Origin of the sequence: Methanoculleus sp., assembly GCF_030019085.1 — an archaeon.
Classification (GTDB): Archaea; Halobacteriota; Methanomicrobia; order Methanomicrobiales; family Methanoculleaceae; genus Methanoculleus.
Genome location: NZ_JASEFJ010000019.1, coordinates 1 through 20,990 on the forward strand (window position 1 = coordinate 1; position 20,990 = coordinate 20,990).

21 protein-coding genes, 1 tRNA gene and 2 rRNA genes are annotated in these 20,990 nt (G+C 58.4%); 5 read left to right on the forward strand and 19 right to left on the reverse strand.

Annotated elements, in window-relative coordinates; genetic code table 11:
* The 3 genes from QMC91_RS08040 to rrf all read left to right on the forward strand — a co-directional run.
* A 23S ribosomal RNA gene (locus tag QMC91_RS08040) occupies positions 1 to 195 on the forward strand; the annotation flags it as partial.
* Positions 196 to 304: 109 nt separating this feature from the next.
* Positions 305 to 376, forward strand: a tRNA-Cys gene (locus QMC91_RS08045).
* Positions 377 to 415: 39 nt separating this feature from the next.
* Positions 416 to 537, forward strand: a 5S ribosomal RNA gene (gene rrf / locus QMC91_RS08050).
* Between the two features lie 67 nt (positions 538 to 604).
* On the opposite strand, the gene QMC91_RS08055 is transcribed toward rrf, so the two are convergent.
* The 4 genes from QMC91_RS08055 to QMC91_RS08070 all read right to left on the reverse strand — a co-directional run bounded on the left by QMC91_RS08055 (position 605) and on the right by QMC91_RS08070 (position 3,398).
* The gene (locus tag QMC91_RS08055) at positions 605 to 862 is read right to left on the reverse strand and encodes a hypothetical protein (protein ID WP_300237521.1); all 258 of its coding nucleotides are present in this window, start codon (positions 860 to 862) and stop codon (positions 605 to 607) included.
* Between the two features lie 221 nt (positions 863 to 1,083).
* A complete protein-coding gene (locus tag QMC91_RS08060) occupies positions 1,084 to 2,424 on the reverse strand; it encodes a formylmethanofuran dehydrogenase subunit B (protein ID WP_300237522.1) in 1,341 nt (446 codons plus the stop codon).
* Positions 2,387 to 2,857, reverse strand: a complete 471-nt coding sequence (locus QMC91_RS08065; RefSeq protein WP_300237523.1) for a molybdopterin dinucleotide binding domain-containing protein — start codon at positions 2,855 to 2,857, stop codon at positions 2,387 to 2,389. The genes QMC91_RS08060 and QMC91_RS08065 overlap by 38 nt, the downstream gene beginning before the upstream one ends.
* 118 nt (positions 2,858 to 2,975) lie before the next feature.
* Positions 2,976 to 3,398 (reverse strand): hemerythrin domain-containing protein, encoded by a 423-nt coding sequence (locus tag QMC91_RS08070; protein ID WP_300237524.1) that lies wholly within the window; start codon positions 3,396 to 3,398, stop codon positions 2,976 to 2,978.
* A 258-nt stretch (positions 3,399 to 3,656) separates the two neighbouring features.
* On the opposite strand from QMC91_RS08070, the gene QMC91_RS08075 reads away from it, so the two are divergent.
* On the forward strand, positions 3,657 to 4,970 hold the full coding sequence (locus QMC91_RS08075; RefSeq protein WP_300237525.1) for an amino acid permease: 1,314 nt from the start codon (positions 3,657 to 3,659) through the stop codon (positions 4,968 to 4,970).
* A 19-nt stretch (positions 4,971 to 4,989) separates the two neighbouring features.
* Here the strand turns inward: QMC91_RS08075 and QMC91_RS08080 are convergent, their stop codons facing one another.
* Both QMC91_RS08080 and QMC91_RS08085 read right to left on the reverse strand, forming a co-directional pair.
* Positions 4,990 to 6,498, reverse strand: a complete 1,509-nt coding sequence (locus QMC91_RS08080; protein WP_300237526.1) for an MBL fold metallo-hydrolase — start codon at positions 6,496 to 6,498, stop codon at positions 4,990 to 4,992.
* 480 nt (positions 6,499 to 6,978) lie between these two features.
* Complete coding sequence (locus QMC91_RS08085; protein ID WP_300237527.1) at positions 6,979 to 7,506, reverse strand: flavodoxin domain-containing protein; 528 nt, start codon at positions 7,504 to 7,506, stop codon at positions 6,979 to 6,981.
* Positions 7,507 to 7,835: 329 nt separating this feature from the next.
* Between QMC91_RS08085 and QMC91_RS08090 the strand changes: the two genes are divergently transcribed.
* A complete protein-coding gene (locus QMC91_RS08090; protein ID WP_300237528.1) occupies positions 7,836 to 8,042 on the forward strand; it encodes a hypothetical protein in 207 nt (68 codons plus the stop codon).
* A 135-nt stretch (positions 8,043 to 8,177) separates the two neighbouring features.
* On the opposite strand, the gene QMC91_RS08095 is transcribed toward QMC91_RS08090, so the two are convergent.
* The 13 genes from QMC91_RS08095 to amrB all read right to left on the reverse strand — a co-directional run bounded on the left by QMC91_RS08095 (position 8,178) and on the right by amrB (position 20,966).
* On the reverse strand, positions 8,178 to 8,555 hold the full coding sequence (locus QMC91_RS08095; protein ID WP_300237529.1) for a hypothetical protein: 378 nt from the start codon (positions 8,553 to 8,555) through the stop codon (positions 8,178 to 8,180).
* Between the two features lie 88 nt (positions 8,556 to 8,643).
* Entirely contained in the window at positions 8,644 to 9,858 is a 1,215-nt protein-coding gene (locus QMC91_RS08100; RefSeq protein ID WP_300237530.1) for an ABC transporter permease, read from the reverse strand.
* Positions 9,855 to 10,526 carry an ABC transporter ATP-binding protein gene (locus QMC91_RS08105; protein ID WP_300237531.1) on the reverse strand — a complete coding sequence of 224 codons (672 nt, stop codon included), beginning with the start codon at positions 10,524 to 10,526 and terminating at the stop codon, positions 9,855 to 9,857. The genes QMC91_RS08100 and QMC91_RS08105 overlap by 4 nt, the downstream gene beginning before the upstream one ends.
* A 15-nt stretch (positions 10,527 to 10,541) precedes the next feature.
* On the reverse strand, positions 10,542 to 11,777 hold the full coding sequence (locus tag QMC91_RS08110) for a CARDB domain-containing protein (protein ID WP_300237532.1): 1,236 nt from the start codon (positions 11,775 to 11,777) through the stop codon (positions 10,542 to 10,544).
* A gap of 918 nt (positions 11,778 to 12,695) precedes the next feature.
* A complete protein-coding gene (locus QMC91_RS08115) occupies positions 12,696 to 12,905 on the reverse strand; it encodes a helix-turn-helix transcriptional regulator (protein ID WP_300237533.1) in 210 nt (69 codons plus the stop codon).
* Positions 12,889 to 13,392 (reverse strand): DUF2178 domain-containing protein, encoded by a 504-nt coding sequence (locus tag QMC91_RS08120; RefSeq protein WP_300237534.1) that lies wholly within the window; start codon positions 13,390 to 13,392, stop codon positions 12,889 to 12,891. Before QMC91_RS08120 ends, QMC91_RS08115 begins: the two co-directional genes overlap by 17 nt.
* 74 nt (positions 13,393 to 13,466) lie before the next feature.
* Positions 13,467 to 15,155: a glutamate--tRNA ligase gene (locus QMC91_RS08125; RefSeq protein WP_300237535.1), complete on the reverse strand. Its 1,689-nt coding sequence runs from the start codon at positions 15,153 to 15,155 to the stop codon at positions 13,467 to 13,469.
* A gap of 4 nt (positions 15,156 to 15,159) precedes the next feature.
* Complete coding sequence (locus QMC91_RS08130) at positions 15,160 to 16,125, reverse strand: polyprenyl synthetase family protein (protein ID WP_300237536.1); 966 nt, start codon at positions 16,123 to 16,125, stop codon at positions 15,160 to 15,162.
* Positions 16,126 to 16,135: 10 nt separating this feature from the next.
* Positions 16,136 to 17,473 (reverse strand): RNase J family beta-CASP ribonuclease, encoded by a 1,338-nt coding sequence (locus QMC91_RS08135; RefSeq protein ID WP_300237537.1) that lies wholly within the window; start codon positions 17,471 to 17,473, stop codon positions 16,136 to 16,138.
* Positions 17,455 to 18,552 (reverse strand): type 2 isopentenyl-diphosphate Delta-isomerase, encoded by a 1,098-nt coding sequence (gene fni / locus QMC91_RS08140; RefSeq protein ID WP_300237539.1) that lies wholly within the window; start codon positions 18,550 to 18,552, stop codon positions 17,455 to 17,457. Before fni ends, QMC91_RS08135 begins: the two co-directional genes overlap by 19 nt.
* A 3-nt stretch (positions 18,553 to 18,555) precedes the next feature.
* Positions 18,556 to 19,314 (reverse strand): isopentenyl phosphate kinase, encoded by a 759-nt coding sequence (locus tag QMC91_RS08145; RefSeq protein WP_300237540.1) that lies wholly within the window; start codon positions 19,312 to 19,314, stop codon positions 18,556 to 18,558.
* Positions 19,307 to 20,176 (reverse strand): mevalonate kinase, encoded by an 870-nt coding sequence (mvk, locus tag QMC91_RS08150; protein WP_300237542.1) that lies wholly within the window; start codon positions 20,174 to 20,176, stop codon positions 19,307 to 19,309. The genes QMC91_RS08145 and mvk overlap by 8 nt, the downstream gene beginning before the upstream one ends.
* A gap of 1 nt (position 20,177) precedes the next feature.
* The gene (gene amrB, locus QMC91_RS08155; RefSeq protein ID WP_300237579.1) at positions 20,178 to 20,966 is read right to left on the reverse strand and encodes an AmmeMemoRadiSam system protein B; all 789 of its coding nucleotides are present in this window, start codon (positions 20,964 to 20,966) and stop codon (positions 20,178 to 20,180) included.
* Between the last annotated feature and the right edge of the window lie 24 nt (positions 20,967 to 20,990).

A 20,990-nucleotide genomic window follows, 5' to 3' on the forward strand; every position in this document is an offset into this window, starting at 1 on the left:
GGTTGTCCGACCGGGCATTGCCGAGCAGCTACGCGATAAGGGATAAAAGCTGAATGCATCTAAGCTTGAAACCCGACCTGAAAAGAGACTCCGTTGAGGACACGGGTAAAAGACCCGCTTGATAGGCCTGGGATGTAAGCATGAAGGTAACGACATGTTCAGTCCGCAGGTACTAACGTCCGATGCCGTCCGCCGAACTCAGACGAAATCCAGAATAACGCACCATAAAGGCCTTACGGCCGGACCTGTTGAGATATAAAACCTTAAATAGGTCTGGAGGCAACGTAGTAAGGCAACACAGCTTGCCAAGGTGGCGGAGCGGCCACGCGGTTGACTGCAGATCAACTACACCCCGGTTCAAATCCGGGCCTTGGCTTCTGGTCAGGCATCCGTCAGGGTGTCCTGACCATATGGTAATAGCGGCCATAGCAGAGGGGAAACACCTGGACTCATTCCGAACCCAGCAGTTAAGCCCTCTCACGTAGTGTGTTGTACTGAGGTGCGGGAGCCCTCGGGAAGCACGCTTCGCTGCTATTACCTTCCTTTGTAACAGTGCGATCCTTTTCTGAGTTTTCTGGGAGTTTTTGTAAAGTATATCCCTTGTTTACTCGCCGAAGTTTCTGTTCCATTCTTCGTATTGGTCAATATCAGTCCTGGTTATGGGCGACCTGATCTTTTCAAATGCGTCCTCAAAATCACGTGCTTCAAGCCCTCGTATCTTGAGGGGGCGTTCTTTTAACTCGTCGAACGGCAGTTTGGCAAGCTGGTAGATGTTTGGGTTCTCTTCGCGGACCATGTGCCAGATCGCCTGCTGCATCATACCGGTTCGCGAGCAGCAACGCTGGTGGGACTGGGCCAGCATCAGGATAGACCATAACCCGGCCAGGGTCAGAGCGGAGGTATACACCTCACCCCGTGCATCCGGCACGATGTCCGGGCGCTCCCTATCCCTGGCCTGGTGATGATGTTGTTGAGGTTTTTGGGTCGGATTGGATCTCTCAAGTATGTGCCCGCTGTTGTGGCACGCACCTATATCTTTATTTACTTGAACTTAACTTTTGCTATTGGTTGACCTGATCAGGTTTACCTGCTCGCCGGAACCCCGATTGCCGTTGGAGACGCCCTCTCCTTTACGGTTGCACTATTGCCCTGCTCCCTCTCCAGTATATGCTCAAGCATTGCTGAGAGCACCTCCTCGTCGTTCGGGAGGCCCAGGTCCAGAACCTTTCTCAACCGGATCGGGACAGAGTCCATCCGGTAACCCGTCCCCTCACAGTCTATCCCGACGCAGGCGACCGGGATCTGGAGGGTGGCAAACGACGAGGTTAGCGAGACGAATGGGTCTATGACGATGGTCGGGATCCTTGCGAGGTGTTCGTTGCATCTCCTGGGGAGGTGAGCCCCCGGATCGGCGCCGATGACCAGGCACGCATCGACCTCCCCCCGACCGAGTAAGTCGACGATCGTGGTCTCGCCGGGGTTGTAGTATGGGATACCGCGCGAGAGATCGACCCCGTAAGGGTAGCCTGTAAGGTATGAGAAAGTTTGGTTGGTTCCGTTAACGTTCCAGTGCCCCCTCATCGGCGTCAGCGTGAACTTCGTGTAACGGTTGAGTTCGTCGATGAACTGTATAGCGCTCCTGACGTTTTTGTATCTCCCAGGGGACTGTGTCAGACCTATCCCGGTGAAGAGCGACCCGAATTGAGCGTTTCTGCAGAGGTCTGCAAGCCAGATCAACCGCTCCCTCGGGATGCCTGCGACGCTTGCAGGAAGAACGTCCGCGTGCCCCCGGAGAATGGCAAGGAGAGCCGAAAAGACGGCATAGTCCCCACCGGGTTTGATCTGTATGAACTCGTCGGCAATCTTTGCGGTATCGGTCTTCCTGATATCCACGACGATGAGCGTCCGGTCGTGGTGTCCCTCGTCCCGGAACTTTCCATTCACGAACTTTGTGTAGCGGGAGAGGTGACGGGGGTGCGACTCGATCGGGTTTGAGCCCCAGTAGATCACAAGATCGGCACGGTTCTTCACAGTGCCGAGCGTGCATCCGGGGTGCCCCACCTCCTGGATGCCGAGGAGCGATGGGCCGTGGCAGATCGACGAACAGTTGTCTATGACGCCCCCGATAGCCTCGGCTATGTGGATACCTATACACTGCGCCTCTGCGGATGTCCCGCTCCACCCAAACAGCAACGGCCGTTCGGCGTCCGCCAGAATATCCCCAGCTGACCGGATCGCCTCACTGTAGGAGACCTCTCTCCATGACCCGCCGTCCCGCACAAGGGGTTTCCTGTGCCGGCTCTGCGAGAGGAACTTTGCTGCGCCGAGCGAACATGCGTTGTCGACCGATGTGACAGCCCCGCCCTCGACCGTGACGACAAGGTCGTCACAGAGACAGCCGCAGAGCGGGCAGACGACAATCACGAACGGTTACAGAATTTCCGGTCTCTTCATGGCCGTGCACCTCCGGGAGGGGGAAAACGGCGCCGCCCTCCTCTACCAGGATCTCCCAGCCGGACCTCGGCGGGGTGTCTACCCTCCTTGCCGACCCTTCAATCCACTTGTAGTCGGGTGCGCCGGTCCCCCTCGTGGTTGCGTGCAGGATTGCGTTTGCGTGCGGTCCGCAGGGGATGAAGATTGTTCCCGATGCAACGTCCTCGCAGGGTGTTGCTATGAAGACCTCCTCCCCTGTTTCGGTCGAGAGGAGGAGGGAGTCTCCCGCCACAGCATCGAGTTCGAGGAGATCGAACGGGTTGACGAAACAGCGCCCTGTTTCAACCGAGTAGTTCTCTCCGTCTTTGTAGTAGAGTTCGTTTCCCTGGGAAATCGTCCTCCCGCTTGTGATGAGAACGTTCATCGGTGGTTTATCTGGAGTCGATGACAATAATAGTTATGGATCTGGTGTTTACAATCACCAAAAGTAAATATAAATATGTTGACACACCCGCTCTATGAGCCCCTTCCTCCTGTACATTTTACGCTATTGCCTCCTTCTCCTTTTCAAAGACTCTCCCCAGGGCAAAGAGGTCGCTTCTGCTGAGATAATGCCTGGCCCAGGCAAAGATATTATCCTCCTCCTGGGCGAAATGCCCCTCGACCCAGTCGCGGAGATCGGCAAGCGCTTCCATCCAGGCCTCGTCTCCCTCTGGAAGCACCTCGAAACGTTCAAGTCTCTCGCGTATGGTTACGTGCTCATCAAGCGACACCTCAACCTCCTCCGGTGCCACCTCCCTCAGGCGCAGGTAAAGGGTGGCCTCCTCCGCAATAAGGTGTGCCAGTAGTTCGCGGTGGAGCGTTATGCATCGGACATCCCTGCTCTTGGGGTCGTGTTCAATCTCGTTGAATAGCACTCTGATCAGATCGTGATCGTCCTCTATCAGTTCAAGGATCTGTGGCATTGTCTCTCCTCCATCCGGGTAATTGGGGAGAGTGAATTTAACAGTTTCGTCCCCGAAATCGGTTGCCAGCAGTCTTCGACCACCCGTAGGCCTGGCAGTGGATGCCGATCATGTTTCAGCGATAACTGAAAAAGGGACTCTTCCCCGAATGAAGACGCAAGTTTGGAGCAGAGTTTCATCAAACCGGGGCACGGTCTGAAGGCATCGGCTTGATGAACCCCCGGTAAACCTTAAATGCAACATAGAGAGTGATATCGTATGGCAAATGGGGAGGGTGAGACTTCTTATCCAGGCACAGAACTCCGGCGTGAACTCGGACTGCCCGCTGTCGTCCTGTCAGGGGTCGGGATCATCCTGGGGGCGGGTATATACGCCCTCCTCGGCGAGGCTGCCGGGATGGCCGGCAACGCCGTCTGGTTGACCTTTCTCTTTTCAGCCGCCGTTGCCGGTCTGAGCGCCCTGAGTTACGCTGAGCTCTCATCGATCTACCCGAAGGCGAGTGCCGAGTTCGAGTATGTCTCCCGGGCGTTCGGGAGGAGACTTGCGTTCGTTGTGGGCTGGTTGATAATCTTCTCCGGCATCCTCGGTGCTGCAACCGTCGCGCTTGGGTTTGCGGGTTACTTCTCCGACCTCGTGGGTCTGCCATTCATCCCGTCTGCCATCATGATCATCCTGATCCTCACTGGAATCCTCATCGCCGGGATCAGGGAGACCGCGGGGATTGCCATCAGCATGACCCTGATCGAGGTCGCCGGGATAGTCATGGTGATCCTGATCGGTCTTCCCTGCATCGGAAGGGTGGATTACCTTGAGATGCCGTTCGGGATACCCGGTCTCCTCCAGGCCTCCGCGCTTGTCTTCTTTGCCTACATGGGGTTTGAGGAGGTGGTGAAACTCTCGGAAGAGACCAGAAACCCGGAACGGACGATCCCCCTCGCTCTGGTGATCGCGCTTGCAATCTCCACCATCCTCTACGTCCTTGTCTCGGTTGCAGCGGTCTCTGTCGTCGGCTGGGAACAACTCTCTGCCTCACGGGCGCCCTTTGCCGAGGTTGCGGCCGTCGCTCTCGGGCCCACGGCGTTCACCCTGATCTCCGTAATAGCGCTCTTTGCCACAGCAAACACCGCTCTCATGATGATGCTGGCATCCTCGAGGATCATATACGGTATGGCATCCTCCTTCTCGCTTCCTCCGCGTCTTGCCAGGGTTCATCCCCGGACGCAGACACCCTGGATTGCCACCATCGTCGTTGCGATCGCCACCATCGCATTCCTCTTCGCCGGTGAGATCGACTTTGTCGCAAACATCACGAACTTCACGCTCTTTGCGACTTTCGTCGTCATCAACGCCTCCGTGATCCTTCTGCGCTACCGTGCGCCGGATCTCCCCCGGCCGTTCCGGATACCCGGGAGCATCGGGTCGCTCCCTGTGTTACCCATCCTCGGGATAGCCTCGACGCTCATACTCCTCGTCAGCCTGGAACCCCTGGTGATGCTGCTCGGTGGGTTCATGGTTGTTCTGGGCGTCGTGATCGCCCTCCTCGGAGAAGGGCGGTGGCACCAGGCGGCGTGATGCCTGGATACGGTGAGTCTTACCGCGCCTCTCGTGGCAGGTAACGCTCAATAGGGCCTACCGCCTCAAGCCTCCCTTCCGGGGAGAGGACGGATATCGCGCCGTGGCCGCCTGCGACCAGGCACCTGTGGCCGGTCGGGGCAAGTTCTTCATCCAGGTCCCGGATCAGTTTGAGCAGTGCTGTGCGCTCCTGGCGTGCGCGTTCGCTATCGACGTTGACCGATGTCACCAGGAAGTCGGCCAGGGAGTTGTAGCGTTTCCGGTCGTCATCCAGACTTCCGAAGTTGATCAGGGTATCTGCGGTGAAGATCATCCCGTGGGTGTGGCAGAGGAAGTAGACCTGACCGTGCATGTGCCCGCCAAGTGATTCGAGGACCTCAAACTCCAGGTCATGGATGGCAAACCGCGCTATAACTGGAAAGATCGAGCGGCTGGCAAGCCTCTCCGTCGGGAAGGTCTCCGGGTTTTCTGGCGGCGTGAAGCGTGAGAAGAGGTTTATGACCGTTGTGTAGACCTCCTCCAGGATCGAGGACTCGCTGCGCGACCCATAGGCCCGGTTCGCGCGCCGGATGATCTCGACCGACCACGGGTGGGTAAAGGCTTTCGCGTCGAAGAACCCTGCCGCCCCACAGTGGTCGGCGTCGGCGTGGGTGATGTAGATCCGCCCCGGGTCTCCGATCCCGTAGTGCTGGAACATCCGGAGGACGTCCTGGTGGTATATCCCGTAACCGGTATCTATCATGACGCTCTCCTCAGGGGCGTTGAGCAGGAATATATTCCCACCGCCAGGCATCTGGAAACAGATGATTTCAACGGCGTTGCCAAGCGGGATACGCTGGACGTCCGCGTAGAACCGGTCGCCTGTGGTTTCACGAAGCGTCTTTCCAGTGCGCAGGATGCAATCAAAGACCTCTTTTGGGTCCTGGCCCAGGTTGTTGAGTTCCTGGACGATGTGGTTGATGTCCTGGAGGAGAGAGAGGAGGAATTCATCCTCCGCCGTCCCGATATGTCCCCGCAACGCCTGGGCGAACCTGACGTAAAAGACGGTGTCGTCGAGTTTCTCGCCGGTTGTGTCGTACTCAAGGATCTCCAGGCGGTAGCGTGATTTCAACCGGTCGAGCAGGCTATCGACGATCTCGCTCTCCTCGACGCTCAAACTGATGGTGACCCTGCCGGGGTCTGACCGCCGCTCGTCAAAGTCGATGTAGGCGATGTTTGCCCCGGCACCGGTGATGTAGGTGAGGAGGTCAAAGAGGGAACCGGGTTCGTGCGGGAGGTATACGGAGAACTTGAGGAAGCCCGGCGTCGGCAGCGATTCCTGGAGGTAGCCGATGGCGTGGAGGTCTTCCTTTATCCTGGCATAACCCTCCGGTGTTGCAACCACTTCGAAGAATACCGTGGCGGGATCGATCCGGCGGTCGTACTGGATGCGGATGATGTTGCCAGAGTATGACTTGATGATCTCGGCCGCGCGGTGCAGCGCCCCGGGCCGGTCGGGCATCCTGGCTATGAAAGAGTATTTATTCACCCGGTTCACCTGCAGATTGTTTATAGGTGAGAATCTGCCTTAATACCCTTCTATCGGGCGGTTACGAGATGAATAACACGCGAATAACACGCCGCAGGATAAAATGGTCTGTGAGAAGATCTTTCCCCCTGCCAGGATAACTCTCCAGTAAGGGTTCAACCCTCTGTCAGGAAAGGGAGTTTCCGGGTGGCGGTGTTCCACGCTACGAGAAAAAAGAGCATCTGCCCGGGACGTTGAGACAGGGGCGTGGGACGTCCCGCCCCTCCCCTGGAAGGCGATACTCCATCGATACACTTTCCGGGAGTGTTTCTCTCCGGATCGTCTCGCTCCCGCCCCCCTGGCACTGATTTCCGGGCCAATCGCCGATCACTGCTTCCCCTCGCGGGGGTAGCCGGGGATATTTAAGGCACTATCCCCTCGACCTGTAGAAACAGCAGCAGCGGTATTTTTCCTGCTGAAGGTAAATTCTTACCACCCAGATCAGGAGTTCCCGGATCTCATCGCCGCCGCTGCAAGCTTCGGGAGTATCGCCCGCGCCCAGGAACGGACAGCATCCAGGTTTCGGAAGTCTCCTGGCTTTACCCGTATGAGTTTGATGATGGCACGGTCAGGACCGGATAGGCAACCGGCATCCAGTTTTCCCGGGAAGATACCGACCTCCACCGGGTTTACAAGCATCCTTACCTCGTCCATCGAGGCTTCCGCTCTTCTCAGGCTCTCGGCGCTCTCGCTCGCCACCGTGAGCCCAACGGCAAAGCAGGCGACAGGGATGGTTCGCAGGTAATGCTGATAGCGTTCGACAAAGACCCGGGCTTCCGGTAGCCACCTTCCCATGTAGATCGGGCTCCCTATGACCGCCGCCCTGTAAGGAGAAAGGTCGCGGACCTCGTTAACCGGCAGGAGATCGACCTTTTCACCGGCCTTACGGAGTTCATCACCGATCGCCTCCGCCACCTCAGCAGTCGAACCGTAACGGGTGGCGTAGGCAACAAGAATCCTGTCTGCCATAATAACAGATACCTCTTCTCCTGGCCGGTCTTATTAATTGCGGGAGCAGTCACGAGATCTTATGGGTTGGTCTCCCCCTGGAGGTCCTATGGCGACAGGAAAAGGGGTGCCGGAGTATGGTAGCACATAGGTCAGGCTCTCTGCAGCACGGGGGACTACGACAGAGCGGTCGTCTGTTAAGATAAAGTTCTCGAACTCTCCCCCGACGACCAGATTCTCTGGAGATTAATCTGGCTTGTTCTCATCAAAGCCGGTCACTGCGGCGAGACGCTCGCCTGTTTTGATAAGGTGCTCGCCCGAAGACGAGAAGGCCGGCCAGAGGATGGGAGATGTTCTCGCCTGCCCTGGAGAACACGAAACGTGCCTTTGCCTGCTGTGATCGGGCTCTCACGCTGGACCCAGAACACGTCCTCGGCCGGCAGAGCAGAGGTCGGGTACCCGGGGGCGATGTGCCGGTACGACGAAGCGGCGGCATCGTTGATCCGGTGGACCTGCTAGCGGCCAGGCCATACCGGACTCCGGGGGTCGACCACTAATGGCCGCCCCCTCTCTACCGACGCCGGGTGCGGGGTACAGCCCGGAAAGAGCGTGGTCAAAGGCATCCGCCCTGCTGTCGGGCTCTCCGCCACATCGGTGTTCTCTATCACCAAATACCCGCGCGTTCCTGATACTCATCTTCTATCGAGACTCGGGGGGGGAACACCGTTCTCCACGCCGCCGGGCATTCCGCCATCTGCCACCCCATGAACCGCGAGAAGCGCCTCTTCGGAGACGTTGAGCTCTGCTGCCGCATCAGCGAAGGAGTTCCGTCCCTGACCGGGTTCGCCGAGCGCCGTCCTGAGTCCCTCTTCTGTGACCCCGAGCGTGGCCGCAGCCGACGCGAAGTCCATCTGCGGTCGTTCACCCTGTTCCGGGGCAGTTCCGTTCACCTGCGGTGTTGCCATGTCTTCCTGCGACTGGCCTGCAGCCTGCGATTCTTCGCTCGTGCCGGTGCACCCGCATGCAGCTGCAAGAGCGACGAGCATAGCGACTGCACATGTACCGATCAATTGTTTTTGTCATCATATTTCTTCTACCTCCAGACCTGCATTCTACGACCCTGCTTCTGGCGAAGGTGGTTTTTCTTCTATCTACACATTATTCAGCCCGCAATGCCTCGATCGGGTCGAGTTTTGATGCCTGCCATGCGGGGTAGGCCCCTGTGATCAGACAGATCCCGGCGCCTATGGCCATCGCCATAGGGACGTAGATGAGGCTATCCATCGCGAAGAAGTAATCGGCGGTGCCGACCATCCCGAAGACGACGACATAGCCGATGGCAAGGCTTGCAATTGAACCGATGACCGCGCCGACAATACCCAGGATCCCGGCCTCGTAGACGAACATCCGCAGGACCTCGCCCCGCTGGGTTCCAATCGCCCTCAGGATACCGATCTCACGCACCCGTTCATTCACCGACATCATCATGACGTTGAAGATCGAGACCGCTGCCACAAGGAGTGAGATCCCCGCGATCGCCATCACGAACGTTGTCATCGTGGAGAGTGTCGATGTAATGCTCTCCATCATACGGCTGCTGTCCTGGACGGTGACCGTATCCTCCTTGCGGTTGAGTTCGTCTTCGATCGCGGTCTTGACAGCATCAACGTTGTTGATATCATCAACCACTATGTTGACCTGGTCATACTCACCCTCCCCCCCGTAGATCCCGGTGAAGAGTTTCTCCGACCCGATAATGGCCATATCCGTGGAGAGATCCATCGACATCCCCCGCTCTTCCAGGATGCCGACAACCCGGACGGTCGTGGTTGCCCCCTCATCAGGGTCGCCTATCTTAATCTTGCTCCCTACCTTGAGGTCAAGCCGCTCGGCAAGCGTCGGCCCCACGACCACCGAGGACGTGCTCTTTGGATACTCCCCCGTCTCGACAATCAGGATCTCACGGATGATATCCGGGTCGAGCCCGTAGATGGTTGCCCGTCCGGTCTCCGACCCCACCTCGATCTGATCTGATTCTGACATCAGGGTGTAGGCGGTCCCGTACTTCGCGACTATGCGCTCGATATCACGGAACTCGTCCTCGGTTATCACGTCCTCATCGTCCTGATCTCCCCCGCCGCCAGGCCCTCCTCCCATCATACCGCCACCACCACGGTAGGGGGTGACGGTGAGTTTGTTTGCCATATCGGAGAGTTCTTCAGTGACCGAGAGCGTCATGTTCGTTCCCACCATCCCGATCGAGGCGATAGCAACGACACCGATGACGATGCCGAGAGCGGCAAGCACCGACCGCATAAAGTGGAGCCGGACGTTCCTTGCTGCGAGTGTGAGGATGATGTCCTTTGTTATCATACGATCTTTCCGTCCCGTATCGTGATTATTCGGTCGGCGTATGCGGCGGTCTCCGGGTTATGGGTCACCATCACGATCGTCCGGCCTCTCTGGTTGAGGTCTGAGAGGATCTCCATGATCTGGATACTCGTCTGCGAGTCCAGGTTCCCCGTAGGTTCGTCGCAGAGAAGGATCGCCGGGTCGTTGACGAGCGCCCGGGCGATCGCGACCCGCTGTTGTTGCCCACCGGAGAGTTCGCCCGGTTTATGCGCCGATAGCGCCTCATCGATCCCGACCCTGGAGAGGAGGTGCTGCACCCTCCCCGTATCGTCGGGTTTGCGGTTCTTCATGATGTAGGGGTACTCGACGTTCTCGTAAGCGGAGAGAAGGGGGATGAGGTTGAACTTCTGGAAGATGTAGCCTATGGAGGTCAACCGGAGGTAGGTCAGGTCGTGGTCATTCATCTCCCTGGTGTTCTTTCCAGCAAGGAAGAGGTCACCTGACGTCGGGCGGTCCAGACAGCCGATCTGGTTAAGAAGGGTTGACTTTCCGGACCCCGACGGCCCCATGATGGCGACGAACTCCCCCTCATCGATCCTGAGGTCCACCCCGTTTAGCGCCGTTACATCGCCCGAAGGGAGGTTGTAGACCTTTTTGACACCTTTCAGTTCGATAACCGGACCACTCATGCTTTTACCCCGGGATCACCTGCGGAACCGGGCACGGATCTTGCCGACGTATCCCTTCCGCCACACCACGATACCGGCCGCGATCACAACGACCACGAGCACGATCTCAGTGACCGGCATCTTTTCAAATCCACTGCCAAACGACCCGGTCATGCCCATACCCCCTCTACCGGGGGCGCCGCTCATGCCACCAGGGTTCTCGCTACCCGTGCCAGACTGCAGCGTCAGCCCTGAACTCGAGAGGGAGACGGTCACGGTTGTGCTGTAGGTCTTGCCATCCTCATCCCTGTACTGGACGAAGAGCGGGATGGAGGATGTGCCCTGCGGCACGGTGCACGTCACCTCAAAACTCGAGAAGTCATCGGGCTCAAGTCCACCGACAACGTAGACCGGGTAGGGGTCGGTCGCGGTCGCCGGATCATCGACGGTGACCTTGACGGCATAGGCGTCTTTGAGCCCGGCGTTGGTCACGTCTCCGGTCAGGGTGATGGTGCTGCCGCTCTGCGTAATCTCGATGTTGTTGACCACCATGTCCGGTTCAACCACACGGTCACCGATCTCTATGGGTATGGTCAGGGTGGTGTGGTGCTCGTTGATCCCGTTCCGGTAGGAGAGGTCGAAGGTGAGTTCGGTCGACTGTGACGCCACGACACTGAACGTGGCGGTCTTCTCTTCATCCGGTGCAAGAGCCCCCAGGAAGACGGCCGTCTCGGTTGTCCTGACGCCTTCCCCGGACGGGGTTATGGTAACACCGCTCACGCTGGTCCCGCGGGGGTTCCCGACCGAGAGGACGATGGTGTCCTCACTGTTTGCGGGGAATGTCTCCGGAGCGTCGATCACGTTGACCTGGATCGCGGTGCTCTCAATCGTCACCGGAATGGAGTAGCGGACGCTCCCGCCGTCCCGGAGGTCAAGGTAGAAGAGCGGATAGTAGATCCCGTCCTCAGTATCCGCCCGCACGGTAAACGTAAACGAGATGGTATTCCCGGGCCCAAGGGTGCCCACTGAGTCGTATGTCCTGTCGTTTACAACGACAACTCCCCTTGAGTAGAGCTCCGCCCTGCTGATGGCGACACCACTATCCCCGGTGTTCTGTATCTCGACCGTCACCGTCCCCGTATCCCCGCGCATGAGGGTCCCGGGGTCAAGTGCGACACTGGTGACTGCGATCTGTTCCGCTGATGAGGTCTCGGCCGCTGCAACACCCACGAGCAGTGAGAGGAGGAGCAGGATGCAGAGATTGCGCTTCATCGATCCTGCCCCGGTATCATTCTGGCTGTAGTCATGGTTCTTTCACTCGCCAAGAGTTTCTTTGCGTAAGTCGCCGCCCTTTCACCCTGATACAGGGGTAGGGGGCGACCCTGTTTTTGTTAAGAGCATTTAACATATTGTTATATATGTTTTACTAATAGTAACGTTATCCTGGGTTGTGGGTTTGTTAACAGCGTGCCAGGAATCCAGGGCACAGAGAAAACAGGTGCTTCAATCGGGATCCATATCCCGGGCGCACGGAGCGTCCCGCGCGGGTTCGCCAGGGGGTCTTACTCGCATAACGCCCCGAAAGGACGGAGGAGGTGGGTTGGAGGGCGGGCAGCAGGTTTGCAAGTCTGCCCATGGTGGTATAGCATGACAGGTCCCTTTACTCCACAGGGATGTTGGTCCTGCTGCCGCCCGACAGGAATCCTCGTCGTTGCCATCGGAGAGCGGTGACGGGAATCTTGTGTGCTGCCGATTTTCTGCCGGTATTTTGATGTGGTGGTTGCCGCCGGCCAGCGTTTCAGCACACTCTTCTCCGGGAAGACCTCATTCTGCTTTTTTATCGTCCCGGAGATGGTTGCGGCGGAAATTACGTATCGCCGTATTCCGTGTGAACCGCATCATCAGTCTGTCGTTGTCGTCGCCGGTCTTCACGGGAGGGTGCTATGCTACCCCCGGTCGGATCCGGTCTCTTCCTGGTCGTCCACCTCCTTTCCGGTTGGGCGGGGGGCCAGGTGCCCATACCTGTGGTCTCACCCCGCCACGTATAGTATATTGTACATTTTGTTATTAAAATGTTACTGCTCTCTCCAGGTCTGAGCCCCCTAAAAACAGGATGACTCCCCTTTCCTCACCGGGAATCTGGACCCCTTAACAGGGGTTTCTACGCTTAATTGCGCCTTTTTTGCCGGGTCAGAGATCTTCTGTCGGTTCGTCGTAGAGGAAGACTTCCTCGATCGATGCCCCGAAGTATCGCGCGATCTTAAAGGCCAGTTCGAGGGAAGGGTCGTACTTCCCCTTCTCGATGGCGAGGATGGTCTGTCGGGTGACACCAACCGCATTTGCGAGCGCTTCCTGGGTCAGGTCATGCATCGCCCGGTAGACCTTAATCCTGTTCTTCATCGGTATCCCATTCTCCATACTTGCGGGCGTAGTAGACCCGGAACCCGACGTATAAAAAGATCATCAGACAGAGCAAAGTCATCTGAATGATGGCAAAACCGCCGAAAACAGGGAGTTCAAGCGCTTCAGTTGGAAACATCTCCTGGGGCCCCGGGCGCGGGGGTCGCAGTCCCAGCGGCCTTGAGAACGCGATGACCGCGCTTCCCAGGCTGAGGACAAAAAAGATCACCCACGAGACCTCCAGCGTCCGTAGCGCTGCCTTCTGAGTGATCATTACCGTCCGTTCGTCCTCAATCGTCTCCTCAACCCCCCGCCGTGCCAGATAAAGCAGGATAACGCCAAGGATGAAGGCAATCTGGATCAGTAGAGGGGCCTCAAGCCTCACCGAGAGCCAGAATATGCCGACCTCAACGAGCGCAACGATACCGATCAATAGGTAGAACGTGTTTCGTTTCATGGTGCAGCCGCTGTATGTGATCTTCAACATTTTGTTATTAATGAGTTACGCCGGCCGGTCTTCTCAAAAAAGGTTCTTTGTGTGGGGGTTTAGTGATCTTCGCCTCACCGGTGCGCGAAGTAGGCGTTCACCCTGCCGGCCTTAACCGAGTCGATCCGGGCAAACCCGACCCTCTCGAACTGGACGACTCTCCCCACCTCGTTGGCGACAGAAGGCTCGCAGAACCCTTCCAGGTCCCCCTCCTGCCGCAGGAGGGTGCAGGGCAGGTTTGCGTCAACCGGGACCCACTGGATGATCGGCGCTTTTGCCTTCCGGGCCTCATCGAGCGAGTCACCGGCGTAGGATACCCTCAGTTTCTCCCCTTCCCGCTCGATCCTGACGTTATAGAGGTCTTTTAGTCTGACCATGCATTGCCCCTCGAGATCCCTCCGCGGCAGGAACACCCTGCCATCGGAGATAAGGGTGCGCACGCCCCTTCCAGGGTCGCCCGGGTGCAGGAGCGCGTGCGCCTCTCGGCGTGGCGCACCCTCGATGCTGACCTCAACAGGATCGGGCACAAAGAAGTAGCGGTTCGCCTTCGGATCGACGATCTCCCTGTTCCGGGCATACAGGTTCTCCCAGGAGAACGATATATCGGTCTCCCCCATCCCGATATCGATCATGGCGTTCCTGACGGCTTCAGACTCGATCCCCCGGCGCGCGATCGCCCGCAGTGTCCCGAGATGTATATCGTCCCAGCCGGTGTATGTCCCGTTCCGGATCCCCTCGCGCATTGCGGATGTCGAGAGTACGACACCCGAGATACTCATCCGGCCATAGTGGTAGTACATCGGCGGTCTCCACCCGAAGTAACCGAAGATGTAGTGCTGTCGCTGGGTGTTTGCTATATGGTCTTTCCCGCGGATCACGTGGGTTATCCCGAGGAGGTGGTCATCCACCGCGACAGAGAAGTTCATCAGCGGAAATACCGTTGCTTCCACTCTCGGGTGGATGGGAGAGTTCACAATCCGCATCGCTGAGTAGTCCCGCATCGCCGGGTCAGGGTGGCTGAGATCGGTCTTCACCCGGACGGTTGCACCACCCTCGTAGAACTCTCCATCAAGCATCTTCTGCCAGAGCTCCAGGTTCTCCTCAATCCCCCGGTCACGGCAGGGACATTCCCTCTCCTGGAGTTTGAGTTCGCGGAAACGTTCGGGCTCGCAGGTGCAGACATAGGCGCCACCGATCTCGATAAGTTTCCTGCACCAATCGTAGTATATATCGAGCCGATCGCTCTGGTAGACGATATCGGTGATCCCGAGCCCCAGCCACTCAACGTCCTCAAGCACCATCTCGTATGCCGCGGGATCGACCCTCCTCGGGTCTGTATCCTCGACACGCAGGATGTATCGTCCCCCATACCGCCTGAGGTAGTAGTCGTTTAAGATGGATGCGCGGGCATGTCCAAGGTGCAGCGGCCCGCTCGGGTTCGGCGCAAACCGCATCACCACCCCGTTCTCCGCAGCCTCGAGCGGCTGGAGTTCGTGGGTGTGTTCATGCTCCTCACCGAGTTCGGCCAGGAGTTCAGGCGCGAGTTCTTCAAGCCTCGTCCTGCGTTCCGATGCACTCATCCCTGTCACCTCTGCAACCACCTTTGAGGCGATCTGCCCTATATCCCGCGCATTGCCCCGGAACTCCGGGTGCCTCCCGAGCAACGCCCCGATCACCGTCCCTGTCTTTGGGGGGCTCTCGTGCTTCACCGCGTTCTGCAGCGCGTAGAGAAAGAGCAGGTGCTCAATATCGGCCTCCGTCATGGTATCAGTTACCCCTGTTAACAAAGAAATCGGCGATTTCGCCGAGCAACCGTCTCTCTTCCGAGTCCGGGATGACCGAGAGCGCCTGTTTTGCGACCCCCGCCCGCTGCAGGGCTACCGCCCGGACCTCCTCGATGACACCTGCATCCTGGAGGAGGGCGATCACGTCCTCAATCTCAGCGCTTGATAGCGGTCTCCGGTATGGGGCAAGGTCGATCCCCTTCTCGCGCGCCCGGATGGCGATCAGGGTCTGCTTTCCCTCCCTGATGTCCGATGCCCGGTCTTTTCCGCTCGTCTCCGTGTTTGCAAGGAGATCGATCAGGTCGTCCTGGATCTGGAATGCGATACCGCTGTTTATACCGAATTGGTAGAGTGCATCGGTCTGAACCGGGGTTGCACCCGCAAGGAGCCCTCCGATTGCAGCGGCCGCTCCATAAAGGGCGCCGGTCTTCTTACTGACCATTTCCAGGTACTCGAGTTCAGAGACATCCTCCCGCCTCTCAAACTCCATATCCATGCTCTGCCCCTCGCAGATCTCAGCACAGGTCCTGGCAAGCATCTTCACCGCCCGGATCTTGGCGGCATCCGCACCCTCCGCAAGACAGATGAACTCGAAGGCCTTTGCGTAGAGCACATCCCCCGCAAGGATCGCCGTCGGTTCGTCCCAGAGGGTATGCACCGTCCGAACACCGCGGCGGGCGGTATCACCGTCCATGATGTCGTCATGGATGAGGGTGAAGTTGTGGGTCAGTTCGAGTGAGAGCGCCGCCAGGATCAGGTCATCCGACGACCCCCTCCTGATGGCGTCCGCAGCGAGCAGGGTGACCGCCGGACGAAGCCGTTTTCCGCCTGCGAGCAGCAGGTGGGCACTCGCCTGGAAGAGGTCGCCATGGACGTTCCCGAAGTAGCGGTGGAGCATCCGGTCGATCCGATCGGCGTTCATCTCCAGGTATTCTTCAAGTTTCATCATCTGCATTCTCCTACTTTATAAGGAAATTCTGCCCGTTCCGGAGGACGTGGAGGTCGTTTCCAAGCGTGTAGCCGACCTCCTCCGCGAAACTTGCATACTCGCCGGTCATGTCTATATCGCCGTGTGACGGGATGATGTGCTGGGGGTTGAGGAGGTGGAGGAACTCGTAGTGATCCTCGCGGTAAGCGTGGCCCGAGACGTGGAGTTCGTCAAAGATCCGCACCCCCGCCATCCCGGCGCGGGCCTCGATCAGGTAGCGCTGGCCCCGGTTCATGGGGTTCGGGATCACCTTCGCCGAGAAGAGGATCTTGTCCCCCTTCTCCAGATTAAACGGGGTATCGCCCATAACCATCCTTGTCAGGATGGCGCCTGTCTCACCCTGGTGACCGGTGACGATCGGGACGAACTTATCCTTTCCGGTCTTCATGATCCGTCGAAGCGTCCTGTCGACCGTCCGCCGGTTGCCGAATATCGAGAGGGATTCGGGGAACCCGACCAGTTTTAACTGTTCGGCCGCCGTGGCATAGCGTTCCATCGAACGCCCGAGGAGAACCGGTTTCCTGCCGATCTCGTGGGCACACTCGGCGATGGTCTTGATACGGGAGATGTGCGAGGAGAAGGTCGAAACGATGAGCGCGCTCTTGTCGTCCTCGTAACTCGTGATCGTGTCCCGTACGAGGTCCCTTGCGATCTTTTCGCTCGGGCAGCGTCCCTTATCGGCGATGTTGACGCTCTCAGTGATGAGGGCGAGAACTCCCTCCTTCCCGATCTGCCGTAGCCTTGCAAAGTCTGGCGGCTCCCCCAGCACCGGTGTCCGGTCCAGTTTGAAATCGTTTGCGTAGATGATCGCGCCCTGCGGCGTATGCAGGACGGGGATGACCGTATCGATGATCGAGTGCTGGCTTCGCACGAACTCGAGCGTCAGATGCGGGGAGATGGTGTAGCGTTGCCCGGCTTTCAGGGCGAATAGTTTGTTGTTCACGCCGAACTTCTGTTCCCCGGCGATCTGTTGCCTTATGAGTTCCGTCGTATAGGGCGTGCTGATTATCGGGGCGTTGTAGCGGTGTGCCAGTTTTGGTACCGCACCGATGTGGTCCAGGTGCCCGTGCGAACAGACGATCGCCTTTACGCTCCCTTCGACCGTGTTCATGACTGTGTCATCGGGGATGGCCTTCATCTCGATGAGGTCCAGGGAATGCATATTCTCGATATCAGCATCCTCGTGGATCATCACCTGGTCGAGGCGCAGCCCCATATCAAAGATGACAATCTCTTTTCCGCAGCGGACGGCGGTCATATTCCTGCCGACTTCGTTAAACCCGCCAACTGCTATGATCTCAATATCCATGTAGCCTCCTTATAGGGTTCTTTCGTTTTGTCGCTTGATTCAATCATCTGCCTGGTCAGGCCGGTAATATACGTTCTGGTTTGCCGGAGATCCGCTATATTTCGGGAGCCAGTCAGGAACATCGCCACGCGAAGGTGGCGGTGTATCCCCTCGATGGTTGCAGAGAGGGCTTCTTCGCTCTCCATGGCCGGTTTCAGGAGGGGCAGTGCCATACCTCCGAGGTCCGCCCCGAGAGCAAGGGCTTTCGCAATATCGATCCCCGAACGTAAACCTCCCGTCGCTATGATCGGGCCTCCTGTCGTCCGCACCTCACAGAGGCTTACCACCGTTGGTATACCCCAGGAGACGAACGCCTCCCCGAGTTCGGCGAGTTCGTGGGCGGTTGCCCGAAGGCGTTCGATCTTTGCCCATGACGTACCTCCATACCCGCCGATATCGATCGCGCTTGCTCCGGCCCCAAAGATCTTCCTTGCCGTTCCTGCCGATATGCCGGAACCCGTCTCCTTCACGATGACCGGGCGTGGGAACTCTTCGCAGAGGTTTCGCAACGCCTCCAGGCATCCAACCGCGCTGTGATCGCCTTCTGGCTGGATGGCTTCCTGGAGCAGGTTGACGTGGATCGCGATCGCCTGCGCATCGATCATCTCAACTGCTCTTTCCGCCCACTCGATGCCGTGGTCGCGCAGCTGAATGATCCCGAGGTTTGCACAGAGGAACGCGTGGGGCGCTTCCTCCCGCACGACTGTGAAACTCCCTTCCAGTTCCGGGTTTTCCAGTGCCGCTCGCTGAGAACCGACACCCATACCCAGGTTATACCGTTCGGCGGCACGTGCCAGCCGTCGGTTCACCTCCAGGGTGTCAGGGTGTCCTCCGGTCATCGCTGCAATGAAGAGGGGGGAGTCGACTGTTGCGTCGAGAAACCGTGTTTTTAGCTCGATCGCATCCATGTCGCACTCGGGGATGGCGTTATGAACCAGCCGCACATCCTCGAAACCCGCATCGCCAGCCTCGACGGGCTTCTCATAGCATATCTCCAGGTGGTCGCGTTTCCGTGAGGATGTTGGGGTATCTCTTCTCATTCTTCACTCCTTCCTGGTTATCGTTGTCCCGCCATGGTCAGCGCCGTCCAGGAACCGGCCGATCTGCGAGACATGGAATATGTGCGAGTCGATACCTGCATCGGCCAGTGTCAGGAGTTCGGCGATCTTGCCCCGCATCCCCCCGGTCACATCGACCTTTGCCGAGCCGCCTATATCGAGCGAACCCAGGGCCTCGCGGTCTATGCGGGGGAGAACTGATCCATCGCTGAGCACGCCGGCAACATCGGTTGCAAGCCCAACGCGTCTGCACCCGAGGGCGATGGCGAGTCTTGCCACCATCTGGTCTCCGGATACGATGCACGAACCACGCCTGCTGTCCATCACCACGTCGCCGTGCAGCACGGGCACAATACCGTGATCTGTCATGCCGGCGATGTGGCGGGTCTCAAACGAGACAAGACGACCGTCCTCTGCAAGTGCCAGACAGAGGGGGTGGATGCCGATCGCCTCGATCCCCGCTTCCCGCAGGGCGTCGACAACCGCGGCGTTCAACCGCGAGACCGCAGCGTGGGTGTGGTAGACCCCGGGCAGGTTATCCCGGTTGAGGCCCTCATCGATCCGGTAGCGCCGGGCCTCCGGGTGGCCGCATGAGCCCGCACCGTGGACCAGGACAAGCGCAACCTCCCGGTGTGCAGCGAGCACTCCCACAATCTCGCGCAACCTGGCGTGATCGATGGTGCAACCCCCGGACTTATCGGTGATAACGCTCCCGCCAAGTTTCAGTACCACTCTCTCAGTCATGCTTCTCTTTTCTCGCACCGTCGGTGTCTATCGTTGTGATGATAGCCCTTCCCTCGCAGGCCTCGATCGCTCCGGCAACCCGGTTCTTTGCACGCCTGGGGCAGAGGGCGACGATCGACCCACCGCCGCCTGCTCCGGTGATCTTTGCGCCGTAGGCACCACTTGCCCTTGCCGCCAGGACAAGTCGGCTGCTCGCCGGGTGTCCCACACCGAGCGCCTCCAGGAGTGCATGGTTCATATCCATGTACTGCCCGAGTTCCTTCGGGTTGCTCATCTCGTGGATGGCGGCAAGCGTCAGTTCCCCGATTGCGTCCAGTATCGGGTTTGCGATTGTGGGATGGTGCTGCCTCAGGTTCGCAACCTGCTCCACCATCTTTGCGGTGCTGTGGGGCACCATGGTGTTTCCCACAACAAGGTGGAGGTTCTCCGGGGGCAGTCTACGCTTGGAACCCCCGGTGATCAGGACCATCCCTCCGTTTGCCGAGACATAAGTGTCGGTTGGGCTTGCCCGGCCCTTCTGCACCCTCTTCTCGATGGCAAACGCGGTCTCGGCTATATACTCACGTGGGTGTCCGAGGTCGAACTCGTCGTTGATGGCAGAGAGCGTCGCCACCGTCACAGCGGCCGATGACCCCAGCCCTGACGAACTCTGGAGTTGTGAGCGGACATAGACGCTGCCCTGGACGCCCATCACCCTGAAACACTCGTTGATGTATGGCGACTTTGGCCGCGTCGGGTTCCGGGACCTCCTCACCGTGACGAAGACACGGGGTTTGATCGCCATGGCGATCCCCGGCTTCCCGTAGACCACCGCATGCTCGCCGAACAGGAAGACCTTGCCCGGCGCGCTCCAGGTTGCCAAATTACACCACCGCTATCGCTGCATACCCCACTACCTGATTGTAATCCTCCGTTACATCGCCGCTGGTCGTATACCGAAGAAGCAACCCCTTGCTTCCACCGAGATGCCTGCAGACGGTGCACATCGTCGCGATCGGGCCGTAGCCACATATGGTTGCCCCGGTCGCCACGATCCGCCGGTAGAACTCCGGTATATCAAGGGTTTTGAGCGCCTCGATCACATGGAGGTCCTGGTGCCTTGCCACCGTCTCCGGGACGTAATGAGAGAAGTCACTTGAAGCAACGATCCGCACCTCCCGTCCGGTGTAGCCGATCGCGTCGAGCAGGTGCTCTGCGAGACTCATCGCAGCCTCGTAACCCTGGTCTCCCATGAGTATGGGCGCGATCCTTGCTCTCGGGAACCGGTACTTGAGGAATGGCATCTGCACCTCAAGGGAATGCTCGCCCCGGTGCGAGATCTCATCTATCCTGAGATCAAGTGCGTCGATAAACTCTGTATCGACATTGATGACGCCGAGAGGCGTCTCCCAGGGTATGGCAGAGGCACAGGTCATGTATCCATGATGACTCGGGCCTATAACGACGAATGTACCGTCAAAATCAGGTTGTATGGTAGAGAAAGCACAGGCCGCGGTCTCCCCTGAGTATATGTAACCTGCGTGGGGGGAGACTATACCATAGGCTGAGATATCTGGATTTTTGTTCCTGAAGAATACCTCCAGCAGCTGGTCCAGATGCCTCGGCTCAGCAGGATAGAACATCCCCGCTACACTGCATCGGCGCATATCTATCAAGGGTGAGGTCTTGTGCTTTGA